The sequence below is a fragment of the Glycomyces mayteni genome, from assembly GCF_042428885.1.
GTDB classification, from domain to species: domain Bacteria; phylum Actinomycetota; class Actinomycetes; order Mycobacteriales; family Micromonosporaceae; genus Glycomyces; species Glycomyces mayteni.
The window spans coordinates 100,343-118,658 of sequence record NZ_JBHMBP010000003.1 but is presented as its reverse complement, the minus strand read 5'-3'; the positions used below and the strand labels follow the sequence as shown (position 1 = coordinate 118,658).

Sequence of the window (18,316 nt, the reverse complement as noted above, 5' to 3'; positions counted from 1 at the left end):
GACGTGAACATCTCCGCCATCCTCGACCGTTTCGGCCTGCTCGGCATCGGCCTGGTCGCCTTCGCGGCGGTCCTCCTGGCCCTCTACGGCCTCGCCGAACTCGCCTCGCGACGCGACCGCAACCGCGCGGTCGCGTTCGTCTTCCTCGCCCCGGCCGTGCTCTTCCTGCTCATCGGCCTCGTCTACCCGGCGATCCGCACGGTCGTCATGTCGTTCTACGACGCGAAGACCGAGAACTTCGTCGGACTCGACAACTACGTCTGGGCCGTCACCGACCCCGACGCCCTCCAGATCCTCGTCAACACCGCGCTGTGGATCGTCATCGTCCCGCTGGTGTCGACCGCCCTCGGCCTCGTGTACGCCGTCCTCATCGACGGCCGCGCGGGCGAGAAGGTCTACAAGGCGCTGGTCTTCCTCCCGATGGGCATCTCCTTCGTGGGCGCCTCCATCATCTGGAAGTTCGTCTACCAGTACAACGGCACGGGCGGCGAGCAGATCGGCCTGCTCAACCAGATCCTCGTGTGGCTCGGCGGCGACCCGGTCAACTGGCTCAACGCCCAGCCGTGGAACAACCTGCTGCTCATGGTCGTCCTGGTGTGGATCGAGGTCGGCTTCGCGACGGTCGTCCTGTCGGCCGCCCTCAAGGGCGTCCCGCTGGAGATCGTGGAGGCCGCCCGCATCGACGGCGCCAACCCGCGCGAGATCTTCTGGAACGTGACGGTCCCGTCGATCCGCTCGGCGATCATCGTCGTGGCGGTCACGGTCTTCATCGCGACGCTGAAGCTGTTCGACATCGTCCGCGCCATGACCCAGGGCCACCACGGCACCGACGTCCTCGCGCACAACATGGTCGAGCAGGCGTTCCGCCTCTTCGAGCGCGGCCGCGGCGCCACCCTCGCCGTCCTGCTGTTCCTGCTCGTCGTCCCCGTCGTCATCTACCAGGTGCGGAACATGCGCCGCCAGGAAATGGAGACCCGATGAGCACCCGCACGGCCGAACCGGCCGCACAGTCCGCCGCCCGCATCGGCGAGACCCGCGGGGAGCGCCTGCGGCGGGTCCTGTCCAGCCGCGTCGCCAGCGTCGTCGCGGTCCTCATCGCGGCGCTGTGGACGATCCCGACGGCGGGGCTGTTCATCTCCTCGCTGCGCCCCGACGACGACATCCGCACCTCCGGGTGGTGGAACTTCTTCGCCGACCCGGGCTCGATCTCGCTGTACAACTACAACTACGTCCTCTACTCGGACTCGCAGGGCGGCGGGCTGATCATCAACCTGATCAACACCGTCGTCATCACCATCCCGGGCGTGGTCGTGCCGGTCGCGTTCGCGGCCCTCGCGGCGTACGCGCTGTCGTGGATCAAGTTCCGCGGCCGCAACGTCCTGTACGTGGGCATCTTCGCGCTCCAGGTGGTGCCGCTCCAGATGGCGCTGATCCCGCTGCTGTCGATCTTCAGCTCGGGCCTGCACATCGGGGGGATCACCCTCATCCCGGCCTGGGACCTCGAAGGGGTGAACACGCTCATCCAGGTGTGGATCGCGCACTCGATCTTCGGCCTGCCGCTGGCGGTGTTCCTGCTGCACAACTTCATGCGGGAGCTGCCCTCGGACGTCATGGAGGCCGCGCGCATCGACGGCGCGAGCCACTCGCAGATCTTCCGCAAGGTCGTGCTCCCGCTGGTGACCCCGGCGATCGCGTCGATCGCGATCTTCCAGTTCCTGTGGGTGTGGAACGACTTCCTGGTGGGCCGCACGTTCGCCCCCGGCGAGGCCACCCGGCCGCTGACCGCCGTCCTCGGCGACATGGCCGGCACGTGGGGCTTCGGCTGGACGCGGCTCCCGGCCGCGGCGTTCATCGCGATCATCGTGCCCCTGGTCGTGTTCCTGCTGCTCCAGCGCTTCTTCGTGCGCGGGCTGCTCGCGGGCTCGGTCAAGGGCTAGCACTGCATCGAGGGCGGGGAGGGGCCGCGGCCCCTCCCCGCTCCGTCATCTCGCGCCCCGCCACAGCTCCTGGAAGAACTCCGCGTACAGGTCCGCGACGTCCTGGTTCGCCACGCGCAGCAGGTTGTCGTCGGCGTGCTTCATCGCGTTGCCCTGGAGGTTGTGCGTCCCGGTCCACACGACCGCGCGGTGCGTGCCCCCGAAGGTGGCCTCCGCGACGATGAACTTGCTGCGCATCGAGTCGTGGACGCGCACATTGGACGCCCCGAGCTTGTCCTCCAGCCATCCGGGGCTGCTCGTGGCCGCGTCGAGGACCACGACCCGCACCTGGCAGCCGAGCCCCTGGACGCGGTCGAGCTGGGACCGGACCGCGGGCCGGTTGGACTGGAAGTTCGCGTGCCCCACCAGGACCCGGTCGCCCTCGCCGCACTTGGTGATCTCCCCGAGCTGCTCGGCGACGGGGTCGGTCCCGCGCGGGAACACCCACGCCCGCGCGAGGTCGGTGGTGGTCGCCTTGTTCTTGTCGGTCCACCCGTCCCAGCTCCCGGAGTACAGGCGGTTCCAGAACCCCGTGTAGAAGTCGAACAGCTCGCGGTCGCCGTGGACGCCGAGCATGTTGTTCGCCTGCGTCGTGTGCGAGCGCACGAAGCTGAGGCTCGTCACCAGGACCGTGGGCTGCCCGCCCTTGTCGATGAGGAAGAACCGGTTGTGGTCGGGGCCGCCCCGGGTCCCGTCCGCGTTCGGCAGGCACCCGCCCTCGCACTGCTTGACCTTGACGCCCGCGTTCTTCAGCTTCCTGATGACCGGGTCGTTCGCGGAGGGCTTGGTGCTGAGCTGGCCGACGACGGCCCGCACGTCCACGCCGCGCCCCTCGGCCGCGACCATCGCCTCGGCCAGCGGCGTCACGGGCTTGTCGAGGGACCACTGGTAGACCGCGGCCCGCACGGTGTCGCCCTTGCCGGTCGCGTTGATCTGCTTGACGATCTCGTCGATGATCGTGCTGTCCTTGCGGTCGCCGCCCGGGTTCGCGCGGCACACCGTGTAGCTGCCCGTGCGGACGCACCCGGTGACCCCGGCCTGGGCCGGGGCGGGCACGACGGCGGCCATGAGGAGGGCGCCGGCCGCGGCCAGCGCGAGGAGCTTGCGGTTCATGCCAGGACTCCCGTCGGTCGTACTGGACATGAAGATGTCACGTCTTACGTGACGCGGGGAGACTTCTGTCGGCTATAGGACGTTCGGCGAGGTAGGGCGGTCACGGCGGTGTAATTTCCACCAGGGCGAAATCGCGTTGTTGTCAGGCGGATTCTGGGAAACGTCGGTCGGATAGCCGACGGTCTCTCGACAATTGAACGGCAACCCGGAATTCGTCGTCAGGAGAGACCCATGAGCTCGTATGCGGCAAGCGAACTGCCAGAGGAGTTCCGTCAGACGCTCACCGAGTCGGTGAAGCAGGAGTCCGAACACGGCGAACCCCAGGTCCTCGCGGAGGACCAGCCCCGACAGCCGGAACTGGCCGGCAACGCCTGGCTGATGCTGGGCATCCTCCTCCTGGTCGCGGTCGGCGTCCTGATGCTCCTCATCTTCGCGTCCGGCGGCAACGCCGACTCGTCGATGATGCTCTGAGGAGCGCCGAGCGAGAACCCTCACTGCCGTCGCGTCCGGATGGCCGTCGCCTTCGGGCAGTGAGAAGATCGTCCACGTGGAAACCTGGCGCGGAATAGACGCGACTCCCGAGGGCTGGCCCGCTTCCGTCGTCGCGATCGGCGTGTTCGACGGCGTGCACCGCGGCCACGCCGCGCTCGTCCGCACGGCCGCGAAGGCCGCCGCCGAGCGCGAGGCCCGCTGCGTCGTCGTCACCTTCGACCCGCACCCGACGGCCGTGGTCGCGCCGCACGCGGTCCCGGCCCGCCTCGCGTCCGTGGAGCGCCGCATCGAACTGCTCGAATCGCTCGGGGTGGACGCGGTCTGCGTCCTGCCGTTCACGAAGGAGCTGTCGCAGCTCAGCCCCGAGTACTTCGTGCGCCACGTCCTCGTCGGCGGCCTCCACGCGAAGGCCGTCGTGGTGGGGGAGAACTGGCGCTTCGGCCACAAGGCCGCCGGGAACGTGGAGACCCTCGCCGAACTCGGCGCCGAGTACGGCTTCGAGGTCCTCCCGCAGACCCTCACCGCCGATGACGAGGTGTACTCCTCGACGCGCGTGCGCAAGCTCGTCGCCGAGGGGGACGTGGCCGCCGCCGCCGAAGTCCTCGGCCGCGACTTCGGCGTCGAGGGCACCGTCGTCCACGGCGCGGGCCGCGGCGGCACGGCCCTGGGCTTCCCCACCGCGAACCTCGACGTCCCCGCCGGGACGGCGATCCCCGCGGACGGCGTCTACGCGGGCTGGTTCGTGCGCGGCTCCCAGCGCCACCCGACCGCGGTGAGCGTCGGCACGAACCCGACGTTCGACGGCAAGGAGCGCACCGTCGAGGCCCACGTCCTCGACTTCGAGGGCGACCTCTACGGCGAGCACGTGCGCGTGGACTTCACCGTCCGCCTGCGCGACCAGATCGCCTTCACCGGCATGGAGCCGCTGATCGAGCAGATCGAGACGGACGTCGCAGACACCCGCCGGGCCTTGGAGCTGGACTAACGCCCTGCTAACCTGGCAAGGTTGCAATCGACCAGCCTGCACGACACCGCGGACTGGCCTTGAATCGAAATGAAAGGGTGTTCGACTATGGCGCTCGACGCTGTCAAGAAGGCCGAGATCATCAAGGAGTACGCCGTCAACGAGGGCGACTCCGGCTCGACCGAGGTGCAGGTGGCGATCCTGACCCACCGCATCAAGGAGCTCACGGCCCACGTCCAGACGCACAAGCACGACCACCACTCGCGTCGTGGCCTGCTGCTGCTGGTCGGCAAGCGCCGCCGCCTCCTCAAGTACCTGAAGAAGGAAGACATCGCGCGCTACCGCGGCCTCATCGAGCGCCTCGGCATCCGCGACAACGCCTAGCACACGGCTTGACGACAGGGAGCGCCCCGTACCGGGACGCTCCCTTCGCCGTACCCGGCGCCGCCGTTAACCCGGCTCACTTTCGCTTCGCGGCTGCCGCCGCGTCTGCCGGGTAACGTAAGGTGGCAGTTGAGCAACACGCTCCACCGCAGCGCCCCGCACGGGGCGCGGCGCGGCCCGCCTGAGACCGCACCGGTCCTCGGTAGTGGCATCCGGATCACCCCGTACGGGGCAGGACATCCGAGTGCTTCGATCGAAGACCGGAAAGCGTGGCGGGAGACGCGCTGTTCCGAACTACACAGTGCTTCGGCACGACAAGGAGATCGACACTCTATGTCCGATAACGACCGGACACCCGAGGCGTTCAACCTCGGGGATCACCACGCCACCGCCGTCATCGACAACGGCGAGTACGGCATTCGCAAGATCCACTTCAGCACCGGCCGCCTGGCGAAGCTCGCCCAGGGCTCCGCGATCGTCCAGATGGACGACACCGTGGTCCTCTCGACCACGTCGGCCTCGAAGAACCCGAAGGACCACTTCGACTTCTTCCCGCTGACCGTCGACATCGAGGAGCGGATGTACGCCGCGGGCCGCATCCCCGGCTCGTTCTTCCGCCGCGAGGGCCGCCCCTCGGAGAACGCGATCCTCATCTGCCGCCTCATCGACCGCGGGCTGCGCCCGTCGTTCGTGTCGGGCCTGCGCAACGAGGTCCAGGTCATCGGCACGATCCTCGCCGTGGACGCCAAGGACGAGTACGACGTGGTCGCCATGAACGGCGCGTCCATGTCGACGCAGCTCGCCGGGCTGCCGTTCTCGGGCCCGCTGGGCTCGACCCGCGTCGTCCTCATCGACGGCACCTGGGTCGCGTTCCCGACCCTGGAGCAGATCGAGAAGGCCACGTTCGACATGGTCGTCACCGGCCGGGTCCTCGACTCGGGCGACGTCGCGATCATGATGGTCGAGGCCGAGGCCACCGACAACACGCTCAGCCTCATCGCCTCGGGCGGCACCAAGCCGACCGAAGAGGTCGTGGCCGAGGGCCTCGAAGCCGTCAAGCCGGTCATCGCCGAGCTGGTCCGCGCCCAGGCGGAACTGGCCGCGGTCGCCGCCAAGCCGGTCGCCGACTACCCGCGCTTCCTCGACTACCAGGACGACGCGTACGCCGCCGTCGAGGCCGCGGTCACCGCGGAGCTCGACCAGGCGCTCCAGATCGCCGACAAGACCGACCGCCAGGACGAGCTGGACCGCGTCAAGTCCGTCATGCTGGAGAAGCTCGGCGCCGACTTCGAGGGCCGCGAGGGCGAGCTGTCCGCTTCGCTGCGCTCGCTCACCAAGAAGCTGGTCCGCAAGCGCGTCATCAACGAGGGCGTCCGCATCGACGGCCGCCTGCCCGCGTACATCCGCCCGCTGGGCGCGGAGGCCGGCATCCTGCCGCGCGTCCACGGCTCGGCCCTGTTCGAGCGCGGCGAGACCCAGATCATGGGCGTCACCACGCTGAACATGCTGCGCATGGAGCAGGCCATCGACACGCTGTCGCCGGTCAGCAAGAAGCGCTACATGCACAACTACAACTTCCCGCCGTACTCGACCGGTGAGACCGGCCGCGTGGGCTCGCCCAAGCGCCGCGAGATCGGCCACGGCGCGCTCGCCGAGCGGGCGCTCGTGCCGGTGCTGCCGAGCCGCGAGGAGTTCCCGTACGCGATCCGCCAGGTCTCCGAGGCGCTCGCGTCGAACGGCTCGACCTCGATGGGCTCGGTCTGCGCGTCCACGATGTCGCTGATGAACGCGGGCGTGCCGATCAAGGCGCCGGTCGCGGGCATCGCGATGGGCCTCATCTCCGAGGAGACCGAGGAGGGCACCAAGTACGTGACCCTCACCGACATCCTCGGCGCCGAGGACGCCTACGGCGACATGGACTTCAAGGTCGCCGGGACCGCCGAGTTCGTGACGGCCCTCCAGCTGGACACGAAGCTCGATGGCCTGCCGTCGGACGTGCTGGCGCAGGCGCTCCAGCAGGCCAACGACGCCCGCCACGCGATCCTCGACGTCATGCTCGACGCGATCAGCGAGCCTGGCGAGCTGGCCGCGTCCGCCCCGCGGATCACGACCCTGAAGATCCCGGTCGACAAGATCGGCGCGATCATCGGCCCGAAGGGCCAGACGATCAACCAGATCCAGGACGACACGGGCGCGGACATCACCGTCGAGGACGACGGCACGATCTACGTGTCGGCGGAGAACGGCGAGGCCGCGCAGGCCGCGGTCGAGACGATCAACGCCATCGCGAACCCGACGCTCCCGAACGTGGGCGACCGGTTCCTGGGCACGGTCGTCAAGACCACCGACTTCGGCGCGTTCATCTCGCTGGTGCCGGGCCGCGACGGCCTCCTGCACATCTCGAAGGTCGGCGACGGCAAGCGCGTCGAGCGGGTCGAGGACGTCCTGGGCGTCGGCGACAAGATCGAGGTCGAGATCGGCGACATCGACAACCGCGGGAAGATCTACCTCGACAAGGTCTACCCGGAGGGCGAGGAGCCCGAGGGCTACAAGAAGGGCCGCCCGGCCGAGCGCAAGGAGTCCCGCGGCCCGCGCCGCGACCGCGACGACCGCGGCCCGCGCCGCGACCGCGAGCGCGGCGGCGAGCGTTCCGGCGGCGGCGAGCGCCGCGACCGGGGCGAGCGCTCCGAGCGTCCTGAGCGCTCCGCCGAGGGCGGGGACGGCGAGCGCCGCCGCCGCCGCACCCGCCGCACTGACGATGCCGGAGGCTCGGAAGAGTAGATGAGTCGTCCCCAGACTCGCACGCTCATAGACGACCCGCTGGGCGGCACGGTCCGTGTGACCGTGCTGCCCGGCGGTTTGCGTGTGCTCACCGAAACCGTCCCGACCATGCGCTCGGCCTCTGTCGGCGTGTGGGTCGGGGTGGGGGCCCGCGACGAGGCCCCCGAGCTCGCCGGCGTCTCGCACTTCCTCGAACACCTGCTGTTCAAGGGGACCGCGAAGCGCACGGCCACGGAGATCGCCGAGGCGATCGAAGCGGTCGGCGGCGAGTCCAACGCGTACACCGCGCGGGAGCTGACCTGCTTCTACGCGCGGGTCCTCGACGACGACCTGCCGATCGCGGTGGACGTGCTCGGCGACGCCATGTGCGCGTCGCTGGTGACGCCCGCCGACGTGGAGGTCGAGCGGGACGTGATCCTCGAAGAGATCGCCGCCTCGGCGGACGAGCCCGCGGACGTCGTCCACGAGCTGTTCTCGCAGGCGCTGTTCGGCGACGGCCCGCTCGGGCGCGACATCGCCGGCGACCCGAAGACCGTGCGCGCCCTGACGCGCGCGCAGATCAACGAGTTCTACCGGCACCACTACCAGGCCCCGAACCTGACGGTGTGCGCCGCGGGCGGCGTCGACCACGCCGAGACCGTGAAGCTCGTGCAGGAGGCCTTCCGGCCGCTGCTCGGCGGCGCGGCCGTCCCGCGCCAGCGCCGCCACGACGAGGCGGTCCTGCCCGAGCCGCGGCCGCTCCTGGTGGAGCACCACGACACCGAGCAGGCGCACCTGGTGGTCGGCTGCCGCCTGTTCTCGCGGCACGACCCCCGCAAGGACGCCTTCGAGGTCATGAACAACATCCTCGGCGGCGGCATGTCCTCGCGGCTGTTCCAGTCCGTGCGCGAGAAGCGCGGCCTGGCGTACACGGTGTACTCGTTCACGTCGTACTTCGCGGACACGGGCTCGTTCGGCGTCTACGCAGGGTCGAACCCCGACAAGGTCCACCAGGTGCGCGAGCTGGTGCTCGCGGAGCTGGAGCGGATGGCGACCGACGGCGTCACCGACGACGAGCTGCTGCGCGGCAAGGGCATGAGCCGCGGCGGCATGGTCCTGTCGATGGAGGACTCGGGTTCGCGCATGAACGCCCTGGGACGCGCGGAGCTGCTGTACGGCGAGCACCTGTCCCTGGAGCGTGAGCTCGCGGACATCGAGGCGGTCACGTCGGAGCAGATCCGGGCCGTGTCCGCGGAGATCCTGTCCCAGCCGATGACGATCGCGGCCGTGGGGCCGTTCGACGAGAAGGACTTCCGATGATCAAGGTGGGGGTGCTCGGCGCCCGCGGCCGCATGGGCCGGGCCGCGTGCGAGGCCGTGGACGCGGCCGACGACCTGGAGCTGACGGCGACGGTGGCCCGGGACGAGAGCCTCGACAAGGTCGCCGGGTGCGACGTGGTCGTGGACTTCACGCTCCCCGGCGTCGTCATGGACAACCTCGCCTGGTGCACCGACCGCGGCATCCACACCGTGGTCGGCGTCTCCGGGTTCGACGCGCAGCGCCTGGACGCGGCCCGCGGCATCCTCGCCGCCGACCCCGAGGTCGGGTCGGTCATCGCCCCGAACTTCGGGATCGGCGCGGTCCTGATGATGCAGTTCGCGGCGAAGGCCGCGAAGCATTTCGACTCCGCGGAGATCATCGAGGCGCACCACCCGCGCAAGGTCGACGCCCCTTCGGGCACGGCCGTGCACACGGCGCGGGTCATCGCCGCGGCGCGCGCCGAGGCCGGCCTCGACGGGATGCCCGACGCGACCGAGACCGACCCGATGGGCGCGCGCGGCGCCGACGTCGAGGGCGTGCGCGTCCACGCGATCCGCTCCGCGGGGTACGTGGCGAGCCAGGAGGTCCGCTTCGGCGGCCCCGGCGAGCGGTTCGTCATCTCCCACGACTCGCTCGACCGCGAGTCGTTCATGCCCGGCGTGCTCCTGGCGATCCGCGAGGTCGTCAAGCGCCAGGGCCTGACGGTGGGCCTGGACGACCTGCTCGACTGAACCGCGCTGCAACGCAAGCGAAAAGGCGCCCGCCGATCCGGCGGGCGCCTTTCGCGTCGTCTGCTATTCGCCCGTTGCCGCGCTCTCGGAGGCCGCTTCCTCTTCGGGGCTCGTGCTCGGGGTCGGCTCGGACCCGCCCTGCCCGGACTCGGTGGTCGTCTCCTCGCCGGGGGTCGTCGCCTCCTCGCTGGGGGAGGTCGACTCGGAGGGGGTCGGGTCGCCGCTGGGGGCGTCGGTGGTCGCGCCGTCCGTGGGGTCCTCGGAGGCGCTCTCGTCCGCGTCACCGGTGGCGGTCTCGGTGGGGTCGGCGGTCTCGTCGGGGGTGTCGGAGACGGTGGCCTGGTTGTCGTCGTGGATGAACCGGCCCGGGTCGCCGGTGAAGATCCCGAGGAGGAACAGGGTGCCAACGGTGAGGCCGAAGACGAGGACGCTGGAGATCGCGATCGCCAGGACGGTCTTCTTGCGGGAGTTCACGTCCGTGACGTGGCCCTCGGGTTCGAGGTCGGGGACCTCCATGGGGACGGTCTCGTCCTGCGTCGAGTGGAGCTGCGCGGCCTCGGGGATCTTCGCGGTCGCGCTGGCGCCCGCTGTGGTGTCCTCGACCGTGGTCTCGACCGTCGCGGCGGTGACCTTGCCGCGGGCGGTGGGGGCCATGGCCGCGATCTGCGACTTGATGCGCTCGCCGGTGGAGCGCATGGCCCGGAGGATGAGGACCGCGCCGATCGAGGAGCAGATGCTGAGGACCGCGGTGCCCGCGACGGTGCCCCAGATGTTGAGGACTTTCGCAAGGAGCGCGCCGATGACGGTGGCGCCGGCGGCGGCCAGGACCTGACCGATGCTCAGTTCCAGTCCGGGCTCTTTGTCCTTGCGGCCCTTGCTCTTCGAGCGGTACTGAGTCAACGGCCCTCCCCGTGGTCGTGATCGTTCCGCGACGCGGACGGACTCACCAGGATACGGGCCGTGTACGGAGCGACTACGGTTTGTGCGCGAACTAACGGGGCCGCCCGCAGGTCAGGCGGTGCGGCCCGTGGAGTGGCGCCGCAGCGCGTACCACTGCCACAGCCACAGCAGCGCCCCGATGACGACCACCGAGCCGACCCCGGCGATGAGGAACGCCCAGCCGTTGTTCTCCACGGCGGTCGCGTGCAGGTCGTAGTCCTCGCCCGGGACCATCCGCCACGTGACGGTGCGCCCGTCGAGCTCCCCGTTGTGCTCGGTCACCGTGGCCGGGAAGTTGACGCTGATGAGGATCTCGGCGTCCTCGAACGCCTCCGGGTCGATGAACCCGGCCGCCCGCAGGTCCCAGTAACCTTCGAGCCCGTACTCGCGCCCGTCGTGCCCGATGCGCAGGTACCCCCACTCGTCGCCGCCGAACTCCGCGAAGTCCGACAGCGGCCGGTCGGTGAACGAGGCCGTCTGCCCCGTGAACCCGTCCTGCTCGTACGGCACCCGCTCGGTCCCCGGCACCCCGTCGAGCAGCGCGTCCAGGAACGCGTCGAGCTCCGACCGCCCCAGCCCCTCGTCCTGCGCCTGCTCCAGGAACTCGTCGCTCCACGCGGCCGTGAACTCCCCGCCCACCGTGTCGTCCGGCCGCACCTCCAGCCCCAGGTCGAGCCTGACGCACCCGGAGGCCACGACCACCAGACCCGCCGCGGCGGCACCGGTCAGCACCCGGCGAGCAATCCCACGCATGACCCGAGCCTAAGCCCGCGAAACGGACGAAGCCGCGCTTTCGCCCACACCGCACCCCCGGAATGTCATACCCCCGTGTCACGGTCCTTGAGTGGGGCGCTCCGAACGGCGCTCCAAGGCTCTCGCCGTGCCCGCTGCATCCCCGAATGTCATACCCCCGTGTCAGGGTGTTGCACCGGGGGCCCGCAGAACGGGGCCCGAGGCCTCTCGCCGTGCGCGCTAGTCTGTGGGGGAGGAGGACCCGTGTGCGCAGTCGATGAGGCGACCCTGGAGTCGCGGCCCGAACCCGAGCAGCCGCAGCGGCGGCGCGGCAACCCCGTCAAACGGTGGGTCACCGACGCCGTCGTGCGCCCCTGGTTCGCGCCGCTGCTCATCCTCACCTGCTTCGCGGGCGCCGCGGCGGGCGTCGTCGCCACGAACCCCACCGACGACACCGGCACCACCACCTGCCTGTTCAAACTCGCCACCGGCTTCGACTGCCCCGGCTGCGGCGGCACCCGCGCGTTCTACTATGTGCTCACCCTCAACCTGCCCGAAGCCGCCCGCCACCACATGATGGCCGTCTTCGCTGCCCCGTTCATCGCCTGGATGTACCTCGCCTGGGCCGTCCCGCGCCTCTTCCCCCGCCTCACCTGGCGCCTCCCGACCTTCCACCTCACCCCCGGGCTCGTCACCGTCTTCCTCTCCGCCTGGGGCGCGTTCTTCATCCTCCGCAACCTCCCCTGGCCGCCCTTCACGTTCTTCTACGTCTGAACGCGAAGCGGCCCGGCCGCCGAAGCAGCCGGGCCCGCTAGTGGGTGTTGAGTGAAGTCCTAAGCGAACGCGCTCGCACGGTGCAGGTAGATGTCGCCCGACACCGACCGCGCCCGCACCTCCAGGCTCGTCCCGTCGCTCGACGGCGCCGGGGACGTGTCGCCAGTCGCCAGCTCCGAGGTCACCGAACCGGCCTTCGCGTCCAGGTCCACCCAGATGTCGGTGCCCGGGACCACGCCGAGGCTGATGCGCCCCGAGACCGTGTTCGCCCGGACCGAGCCCGAGCGCAGCGCGCCAAGCTCGATCCCGCCCGACAGGGTGTTCACGTTCGCGTTCGAGTCCAGCCGCTCGGCCGAGATCGAGCCCGCCACCGTCTTCGCCGAGAAGTCCCCGCCGACGTGGTCGGCCTTGACCTGCCCCGACGCGGTGTTCGCGCGGAAGTCCTCGATCGCGTCGATGACGCTGATCGAACCCGACACGGTGTTCGCCTTCACGCTCGTCGCGCTCTCCACGGTCGCCGACCCGGCCACCGTGTTGATCGAGACCGCGCCCAGCTTGCCGTGCAGGCTGATCGGCGCCGACGTCGTCTTGACCGACACCTCCGAGCGGACCGGCACCCGCACCGACAGGTGCACGCCGATCTCCTTGCGGAAGAACCAGTTCTGCGCCTTCTCCGGGGCCACCACGCGCAGGTGCCCGTTCTCGAACGACACGCTCGCGAGGTCGGCCGCGTCCGAGTCGCCTTCCGAACGGCGCTGCGCGGGCTTCACCTCCACGAGGACCGTGTCCAGCTCGTGGGCGGTGACGGTGACCGAGCCGTCGGCGAGGGTGATCGCCGCCGTGACCGGCCCGTCGTGGGTGAATTCGGTGTACTCGTTCATCCTTGCTGCTCCTAAGCCCGGGCGTAGCCGGTGATGCGCTGGCTGTACTTCGCGCCGGCGGGCTGCCCCGACGTGCGAGAGGCGTGGACCGCGTTGTTGATCGCGCGCACCAGCCAGGCGTTGACCGAGGCGCCGTCCTTGGAGGCGACGCGCTCGACGTCCTCCTTGAGCGACTCCGGCAGGCGCAGCGTGATGCGGGCGACGTCGTCGTCCACCGGCGGGGCCGGAGGCGGCGCGGCCTCGGCGGTCTCGCCGCCGCTGACGCGCAGGTCGACCTCCTTGCCGCGCACCCGCAGATCGACCGACGCCGGGGAACCGGCCTGGTCCAGCCCGGCGGTGATCTCGGCGGCGGCCTCCGAGAGGGCCTCCATGAGCGCCAGGCGCGCACCCGCGTCGAGCGCTTCTGACAGCAGTTCCGCGGTCCGCGCGGCGTCCTCCCCGCCCGGCGCGGCGGCGGCGGTGAGGCTCCGGCGGAGCGATTCGATGTACGGCGTCAAGTCCATGACACCATGATGACATCATTTCTGACGTCTGTCAAGCGGCGCGCTGGAGCCGGGACGCGGCGCCCCGCCACGCCCGCCCCACAGAGCACACCCGGACGCACCCGCGGCCGGGCGCGTGCAGGACCACACTCCCCCGCCGAGTACCCTCAGGGAGTCGAGAACCAGCACTAACAGCCACCGAACACGAACGAGGGGGAGCGGGGATGCCCGAAATCGTACCGATGGACGTCCGACTCATCGCCTGGACGCACTTCGAGGCGCCCGCAGACGTCCCCTGGGACACCGACGCCGACGGCGGACAGGCCCTCGCCGAGTTCGCCGGCCGCGCCTGCTACCAGTCGTGGACCAAGCCCAACCCCAAGACCGCCACCAACGCCGGATACCTCGACCACATCCTCCAAGTCGGACACCTCTCCGTCCTCGAACACGGCACCGTCAGCTTCTACCTCAGCGGCATCTCCCGCTCCCTCACCCACGAGCTGATCCGCCACCGCCACTTCTCGTACTCCCAGCTCTCGCAGCGCTACGTCCCCGAGCGCGACGCGCACATGGTCGAGCCAGAAGTGATCGCGAACGACCCCGAACTCCACGAGCGCTTCCTCGCCGCGGCCGACGCCGCCCAGAGCGCCTACGACGACCTCCTCGAAGGCCTGGAGAAGAAGTTCGCCGACGTCAAGAACGGCACCCTCCGCCGAAAGCAGGCGCGCCAAGCGGCGCGATCGGTCCTCCCCAACGCCACCGAGACCCGCATCGTCGTGACCGGCAACTACCGCGCCTGGCGGCACTTCATCGCCATGCGCGCCTCCGAGCACGCCGACGTCGAGATCCGGGCGCTGGCAGTCGAGTGCCTCAAGCAGCTCAAGGACAAGGCCGCGAACGTCTTCGCCGACTTCCAGATCTCGAAGCTCGACGACGGCACCGAGGTCGCCTCCAGCCCCTACGTGACCGAGGGGTAGAGCCGCAGGGCGCACCGCCCGCAGCTTCCGGCCCCCGCGCCACCGCGGGGTCCGGTTCCGAGCCGCGGGCTCCATGAACTTGAGACAGTTATACGAAACGAGCGGCGGGCGCAGCGCCCCCGCCGCCGCAACCAGCATTGGTGAAAGCAGATGCGCAACGCAACGCGCCCCTTCGGGCGCACACTCGCGGCGATGATCACGCCGTTCACGCCCTCAGGGGAGCTCGACGTCCCCGGCACGGCCGCCCTCGCGCGCCACCTCGTCGACGAGCAGGGCTGCGAGGGCCTCGTCCTCAACGGCACCACCGGCGAGTCGCCCACCACCACCGACGCCGAGAAGACCCAGGTCATCGAGACCGTCCTCGAAGCCGTCGGCGACCGCGCCCATGTCGTCGCGGGCGCCTCGACCTACGACACCCGCCACTCGGTGCGCCTCGCGCAGGCCGCCGAGAAGGCCGGCGCGCACGGGCTCCTCCTCGTCACCCCGTACTACAACAAGCCCACCCAGGCAGGCATCGCCGCCCACTTCGAGGCCATCGCCGACGCCGCCGCGCTCCCGGCGATGCTCTACGACATCCCGCCGCGCTCGGTCCTCGGCATCGCCGAGGACACCTTCGCGCGACTCGCGAAGCACGAGAACATCATCGCGTTCAAGGACGCCACCGGCGACGTCGTCAAGTCCCAGCGCGTCCGCGTGAACACCGGCCTCGCCGCCTACTGCGGCGTCGACGAGCTCAACCTCGCCGCGTACGCCACCGGCCAGGTCGGCGTCGTCTCCGTGACCGCCCACCTCGTCGGCCGCCACATCAACGCGATGTTCGACGCCTACGACGACGGCGACACCGCCAAGGCGCAGGCGATCAACGACGCCCTCCTGCCCCTGACCGACGCGGTCTTCAGCGGGCCCGGCCTCGTCGCCGTCAAATCCGGCCTCACCACCGCGGGCCTGCCCGCGGGGGAGCCGCGCCTGCCGCTGCTCCCCGCCGACGCCGACCTCTCCGCCCTCATCGCCGCCCGACTCGCCGACCTGAAGGAGGCCCGATGGGCCTGACCCGACCCAAGAACCTCGGCGAACCCGGCGCCCTCCCCGACGGGGCCCTCCGGGTCATCCCGCTCGGCGGCCTCGGCGCCATCGGCCGCAACATGACCCTCTTCGAGTACGAGGGCCGCCTGCTCATCGTCGACTGCGGGGTGCTCTTCCCCGACGTCGACCAGCCCGGCGTCGACCTGATCCTGCCGGACTTCACGCCGATCCTCGACCGCCTCGACGACATCGAGGCCATCGTCGTCACCCACGGCCACGAGGACCACATCGGGGCCATCCCGTTCCTGCTGGAGCACAAGAACGACATCCCCGTCGTCGGCTCCCGCTTCTCCGTCGCGCTCGTCGAGGCCAAGCTGCGCGAGCGGCGCATCAAGCCCGCCGGGATCGTCGTCGCCGAGAACGAGACGCTCCAGCTCGGCCCGTTCGGGTGCGAGTTCCTCGCCGTCAACCACTCCATCCCGGACGCGCTCGCCGTGGCGGTGCGCACCGAGGCCGGCCTGGTGCTCCACACCGGCGACTTCAAGATGGACCAGCTGCCGCTCGACGGGCGCATCACCGACCTCGCGGGGTTCGCGCGCCTGGGCGACCAGGGCGTGGACCTGCTCCTGTCGGACTCCACGAACGCGGAGATCCCCGGGTTCGTGACCTCCGAGCGCCAGATCGGCGCGGTCCTCGACAAGCTCTTCGAGGACGTCAAGGGCCGCATCATCGTCGCGTCCTTCGCGAGCCACGTGCACCGCGTGCAGCAGGTCCTCGACGCCTCGCACGCGCACGGGCGCAAGGTCGCGTTCGTGGGCCGCTCCATGGTCCGCAACATGGCGATCGCCCGCGACCTCGGCCTCATGCACGTCCCCGAGGGGCTGCTGGTGAGCATGGACGAGGCGGTGCGCCTGCCCAACGACGAGGTCGTGTACATGTCCACCGGCTCCCAGGGCGAGCCGATGAGCGCCCTGGGCCGCATGGCCTCCGGCGACCACCGGCACATCACCGTCGAGCCCGACGACACGGTGATCCTCGCGTCGTCGCTGGTGCCCGGCAACGAGACCGCCGTGTACGGCGTGATCAACCGCCTGGCGCGCACCGGCGCGACCGTGATCCACAAGGACGTCGCGAAGGTCCACGTGTCCGGGCACGCCCCCGCGGGGGAGCTGCTGTACGTGCTCAACGTCGTGAAGCCCTCGAACATGATCCCGGTGCACGGCGAGGCCCGGCACCTCCAGGCGCACGCGCGCCTCGCGATCGAGTCGGGCGTCCCGGCCGACCAGGTCATCGTCATCGAGAACGGCGACGTGGTGGACCTGGTCGACGGGCGCGCGCGCCTGGTCGGGCACATCCCGAACAACCTGATCTACGTGGACGGCCTGTCGGTCGGCGACGTCGGCGAGCCGGTGCTCAACGAGCGCCGCGTCCTCGGCGACGGCGGGTTCATCGCCGCGACCGTGGTGATCGACTCCGAGAACGGCAAGGTCGTCGGCGGGCCGACGGTGTCGGCGCGCGGGTTCTCCGAGGACCCGAAGGCGTTCGACGGGGTCCTGCCGCTGATCGGCGACGCCATGGAGCGCGCCGCGCAGGACGGGATCACCGACCCGCACCAGCTCCAGCAGATCCTGCGCCGCACTGTGGGGAAGTGGGTCAACGACACGTACCGGCGACGGCCTATGATCGTTCCCCACGTCCTCGAAGTCTGAGGGCGCGCGAGGTTCGGCCTCGGAGTCCGAGGGGACGCGGTCAGGCGTCCCCCTCGGCGGTGGGTCCACGGCGGTGCATTCGGCGCGGCGCGAACGGACTTGAGGCCGCAGGGCCTCGGCATATGAGAGAACGACCGGGGCGCTCCGCCCCGATGTCTGAGTGAGTCTCATGTAAGCGGCGGGGCCGCTCCCGGGAGGGAGCGGCCCCGTCTCGCTGTCGTACCCCCGCGCTACTGTTGCGCCAGGGGTCCCTTAAGGGGGATTTATCGGCTTAAAGCGGGATTTGCTAGGTTTTGGGGATGATCGGGAGCGGGTTCGGGGGCTCCGAGCGGAGGTCGTTCACGACCATGTCCGCCGGGGTGTCGAGGACCGCGGCGATCTGGGCCGCCACCGACTCCGGGCTCATCGCCCGCGCCGGGTCGTAGTCCGAGTCGTACTGGTCCCGCAGGCCCCGCTGCATGTCGGTGTCGAAATGCGACGGGTAGAGGCTCGTCACCCGCAGCCCGTTCCCGCGCTCCTCCGCGCGCAGCGCGTCCGCGATCGCCTTGAGCGCGTGCTTGCTCGCCGCGTACGACGCCAGCTTCGGCGCCGCGTTCAGGCCCGCGCCCGAGTTCAGGAACACCACGTGCCCCCGCGCCGCCCGCAGCGCCGGCAGCAGCAGCCGCGTCAGCTCCGCGACCGCGACCACGTTCACCGCGAGCGTCCGCTGCCACCATTCGAGCGTCTCGTCGGCCACCGCGCTGACATTGAGGACACCGGCATTGTGGACCAGCGCGTCCAGCCGGTCGATGCCCGCGGCCGCCACCGCCTCCGCCAGGCTCCCCGGCTCCGCGAGGTCCGCCACCAGGGCCTTCGCGTGCGGCACCCCCGCGAGCGCGGCCTCGCTGCGGGCGTGCGCGATCACGGTGTCGCCGCGCGCGCTCAACCGCTCGGCCAGCGTCCGGCCGAGGCCGCGCCCCGCGCCGGTGACCAGGATCGTTTTTGACATGCCGTCACATTAGCCCCTCCCGTGAAGCCCTTCGCGTCAACGCCGACCGGCGTGCGGGCGGTAACGTATGC

General features: G+C 70.5%; 18 protein-coding genes. 12 read left to right on the top strand and 6 right to left on the bottom strand.

Features of this window, described 5'->3' with window-relative positions; all coding sequences use genetic code 11:
• Positions 1–3: 3 nt before the first annotated feature.
• Together ACFFXY_RS13085 and ACFFXY_RS13080 are read left to right on the top strand one after the other, a co-directional pair.
• A complete protein-coding gene (locus ACFFXY_RS13085) occupies positions 4–981 on the top strand; it encodes a carbohydrate ABC transporter permease (RefSeq protein WP_382350925.1) in 978 nt (325 codons plus the stop codon).
• Complete coding sequence (locus ACFFXY_RS13080) at positions 978–1,937, top strand: carbohydrate ABC transporter permease (protein ID WP_382350923.1); 960 nt, start codon at positions 978–980, stop codon at positions 1,935–1,937. Before ACFFXY_RS13085 ends, ACFFXY_RS13080 begins: the two co-directional genes overlap by 4 nt.
• A 45-nt stretch (positions 1,938–1,982) precedes the next feature.
• Here the strand turns inward: ACFFXY_RS13080 and ACFFXY_RS13075 are convergent, their stop codons facing one another.
• Entirely contained in the window at positions 1,983–3,089 is a 1,107-nt protein-coding gene (locus tag ACFFXY_RS13075) for a phospholipase D-like domain-containing protein (protein WP_382350920.1), read from the bottom strand.
• A gap of 231 nt (positions 3,090–3,320) precedes the next feature.
• Here ACFFXY_RS13075 and ACFFXY_RS13070 point away from each other — a divergent pair, with 231 nt between their 5' ends.
• The 6 genes from ACFFXY_RS13070 (at position 3,321) to dapB (ending at position 9,740) form a co-directional block, all read left to right on the top strand.
• Entirely contained in the window at positions 3,321–3,560 is a 240-nt protein-coding gene (locus ACFFXY_RS13070) for a hypothetical protein (protein WP_382350918.1), read from the top strand.
• Positions 3,561–3,636: 76 nt separating this feature from the next.
• Positions 3,637–4,566 carry a bifunctional riboflavin kinase/FAD synthetase gene (locus tag ACFFXY_RS13065; RefSeq protein WP_382350915.1) on the top strand — a complete coding sequence of 310 codons (930 nt, stop codon included), beginning with the start codon at positions 3,637–3,639 and terminating at the stop codon, positions 4,564–4,566.
• A gap of 87 nt (positions 4,567–4,653) precedes the next feature.
• The gene (gene rpsO, locus ACFFXY_RS13060; protein WP_382350912.1) at positions 4,654–4,929 is read left to right on the top strand and encodes a 30S ribosomal protein S15; all 276 of its coding nucleotides are present in this window, start codon (positions 4,654–4,656) and stop codon (positions 4,927–4,929) included.
• Between the two features lie 333 nt (positions 4,930–5,262).
• Positions 5,263–7,710 (top strand): polyribonucleotide nucleotidyltransferase, encoded by a 2,448-nt coding sequence (locus tag ACFFXY_RS13055; protein WP_382350910.1) that lies wholly within the window; start codon positions 5,263–5,265, stop codon positions 7,708–7,710.
• Positions 7,711–9,009, top strand: coding sequence for a M16 family metallopeptidase (locus ACFFXY_RS13050; RefSeq protein WP_382350907.1), 1,299 nt, complete (start codon positions 7,711–7,713; stop codon positions 9,007–9,009).
• Entirely contained in the window at positions 9,006–9,740 is a 735-nt protein-coding gene (dapB, locus tag ACFFXY_RS13045) for a 4-hydroxy-tetrahydrodipicolinate reductase (RefSeq protein ID WP_382350904.1), read from the top strand. Before ACFFXY_RS13050 ends, dapB begins: the two co-directional genes overlap by 4 nt.
• A 63-nt stretch (positions 9,741–9,803) precedes the next feature.
• Here dapB and ACFFXY_RS13040 read toward each other — a convergent pair whose 3' ends face one another.
• Positions 9,804–10,640: a hypothetical protein gene (locus tag ACFFXY_RS13040; protein WP_382350901.1), complete on the bottom strand. Its 837-nt coding sequence runs from the start codon at positions 10,638–10,640 to the stop codon at positions 9,804–9,806.
• Positions 10,641–10,751: 111 nt separating this feature from the next.
• The gene (locus ACFFXY_RS13035; RefSeq protein WP_382350899.1) at positions 10,752–11,432 is read right to left on the bottom strand and encodes an LppM family (lipo)protein; all 681 of its coding nucleotides are present in this window, start codon (positions 11,430–11,432) and stop codon (positions 10,752–10,754) included.
• A 243-nt stretch (positions 11,433–11,675) separates the two neighbouring features.
• On the opposite strand from ACFFXY_RS13035, the gene ACFFXY_RS13030 reads away from it, so the two are divergent.
• Positions 11,676–12,185 carry a DUF2752 domain-containing protein gene (locus ACFFXY_RS13030; protein WP_382350896.1) on the top strand — a complete coding sequence of 170 codons (510 nt, stop codon included), beginning with the start codon at positions 11,676–11,678 and terminating at the stop codon, positions 12,183–12,185.
• Between the two features lie 59 nt (positions 12,186–12,244).
• Here the strand turns inward: ACFFXY_RS13030 and ACFFXY_RS13025 are convergent, their stop codons facing one another.
• Positions 12,245–13,066 (bottom strand): DUF4097 family beta strand repeat-containing protein, encoded by an 822-nt coding sequence (locus ACFFXY_RS13025; protein WP_382350894.1) that lies wholly within the window; start codon positions 13,064–13,066, stop codon positions 12,245–12,247.
• A gap of 11 nt (positions 13,067–13,077) precedes the next feature.
• Complete coding sequence (locus ACFFXY_RS13020) at positions 13,078–13,569, bottom strand: hypothetical protein (protein ID WP_359953272.1); 492 nt, start codon at positions 13,567–13,569, stop codon at positions 13,078–13,080.
• Positions 13,570–13,772: 203 nt separating this feature from the next.
• On the opposite strand from ACFFXY_RS13020, the gene thyX reads away from it, so the two are divergent.
• The 3 genes from thyX (at position 13,773) to ACFFXY_RS13005 (ending at position 17,257) form a co-directional block, all read left to right on the top strand.
• Entirely contained in the window at positions 13,773–14,525 is a 753-nt protein-coding gene (gene thyX / locus ACFFXY_RS13015; RefSeq protein ID WP_382350891.1) for an FAD-dependent thymidylate synthase, read from the top strand.
• Between the two features lie 150 nt (positions 14,526–14,675).
• A complete protein-coding gene (gene dapA / locus ACFFXY_RS13010; protein ID WP_382350888.1) occupies positions 14,676–15,575 on the top strand; it encodes a 4-hydroxy-tetrahydrodipicolinate synthase in 900 nt (299 codons plus the stop codon).
• Entirely contained in the window at positions 15,566–17,257 is a 1,692-nt protein-coding gene (locus ACFFXY_RS13005; protein WP_382350885.1) for a ribonuclease J, read from the top strand. Before dapA ends, ACFFXY_RS13005 begins: the two co-directional genes overlap by 10 nt.
• 286 nt (positions 17,258–17,543) lie before the next feature.
• Here ACFFXY_RS13005 and ACFFXY_RS13000 read toward each other — a convergent pair whose 3' ends face one another.
• Positions 17,544–18,245 (bottom strand): SDR family oxidoreductase, encoded by a 702-nt coding sequence (locus tag ACFFXY_RS13000; protein ID WP_382350882.1) that lies wholly within the window; start codon positions 18,243–18,245, stop codon positions 17,544–17,546.
• Between the last annotated feature and the right edge of the window lie 71 nt (positions 18,246–18,316).

What these genes read in the sequence shown, in the direction of transcription:
- ACFFXY_RS13080 (WP_382350923.1), top strand. Translation starts at nt 978, where the DNA reads ATGAGCACCCGCACGGCCGAACCGGCCGCACAGTCCGCCGCCCGCATC.
- ACFFXY_RS13075 (WP_382350920.1), bottom strand. Translation starts at nt 3,089, where the DNA reads ATGAACCGCAAGCTCCTCGCGCTGGCCGCGGCCGGCGCCCTCCTCATG.
- ACFFXY_RS13070 (WP_382350918.1), top strand. Translation starts at nt 3,321, where the DNA reads ATGAGCTCGTATGCGGCAAGCGAACTGCCAGAGGAGTTCCGTCAGACG.
- rpsO (WP_382350912.1), top strand. Translation starts at nt 4,654, where the DNA reads ATGGCGCTCGACGCTGTCAAGAAGGCCGAGATCATCAAGGAGTACGCC.
- ACFFXY_RS13055 (WP_382350910.1), top strand. Translation starts at nt 5,263, where the DNA reads ATGTCCGATAACGACCGGACACCCGAGGCGTTCAACCTCGGGGATCAC.
- ACFFXY_RS13050 (WP_382350907.1), top strand. Translation starts at nt 7,711, where the DNA reads ATGAGTCGTCCCCAGACTCGCACGCTCATAGACGACCCGCTGGGCGGC.
- dapB (WP_382350904.1), top strand. Translation starts at nt 9,006, where the DNA reads ATGATCAAGGTGGGGGTGCTCGGCGCCCGCGGCCGCATGGGCCGGGCC.
- ACFFXY_RS13035 (WP_382350899.1), bottom strand. Translation starts at nt 11,432, where the DNA reads ATGCGTGGGATTGCTCGCCGGGTGCTGACCGGTGCCGCCGCGGCGGGT.
- ACFFXY_RS13025 (WP_382350894.1), bottom strand. Translation starts at nt 13,066, where the DNA reads ATGAACGAGTACACCGAATTCACCCACGACGGGCCGGTCACGGCGGCG.
- ACFFXY_RS13020 (WP_359953272.1), bottom strand. Translation starts at nt 13,569, where the DNA reads ATGGACTTGACGCCGTACATCGAATCGCTCCGCCGGAGCCTCACCGCC.
- thyX (WP_382350891.1), top strand. Translation starts at nt 13,773, where the DNA reads ATGCCCGAAATCGTACCGATGGACGTCCGACTCATCGCCTGGACGCAC.
- dapA (WP_382350888.1), top strand. Translation starts at nt 14,676, where the DNA reads ATGCGCAACGCAACGCGCCCCTTCGGGCGCACACTCGCGGCGATGATC.
- ACFFXY_RS13005 (WP_382350885.1), top strand. Translation starts at nt 15,566, where the DNA reads ATGGGCCTGACCCGACCCAAGAACCTCGGCGAACCCGGCGCCCTCCCC.
- ACFFXY_RS13000 (WP_382350882.1), bottom strand. Translation starts at nt 18,245, where the DNA reads ATGTCAAAAACGATCCTGGTCACCGGCGCGGGGCGCGGCCTCGGCCGG.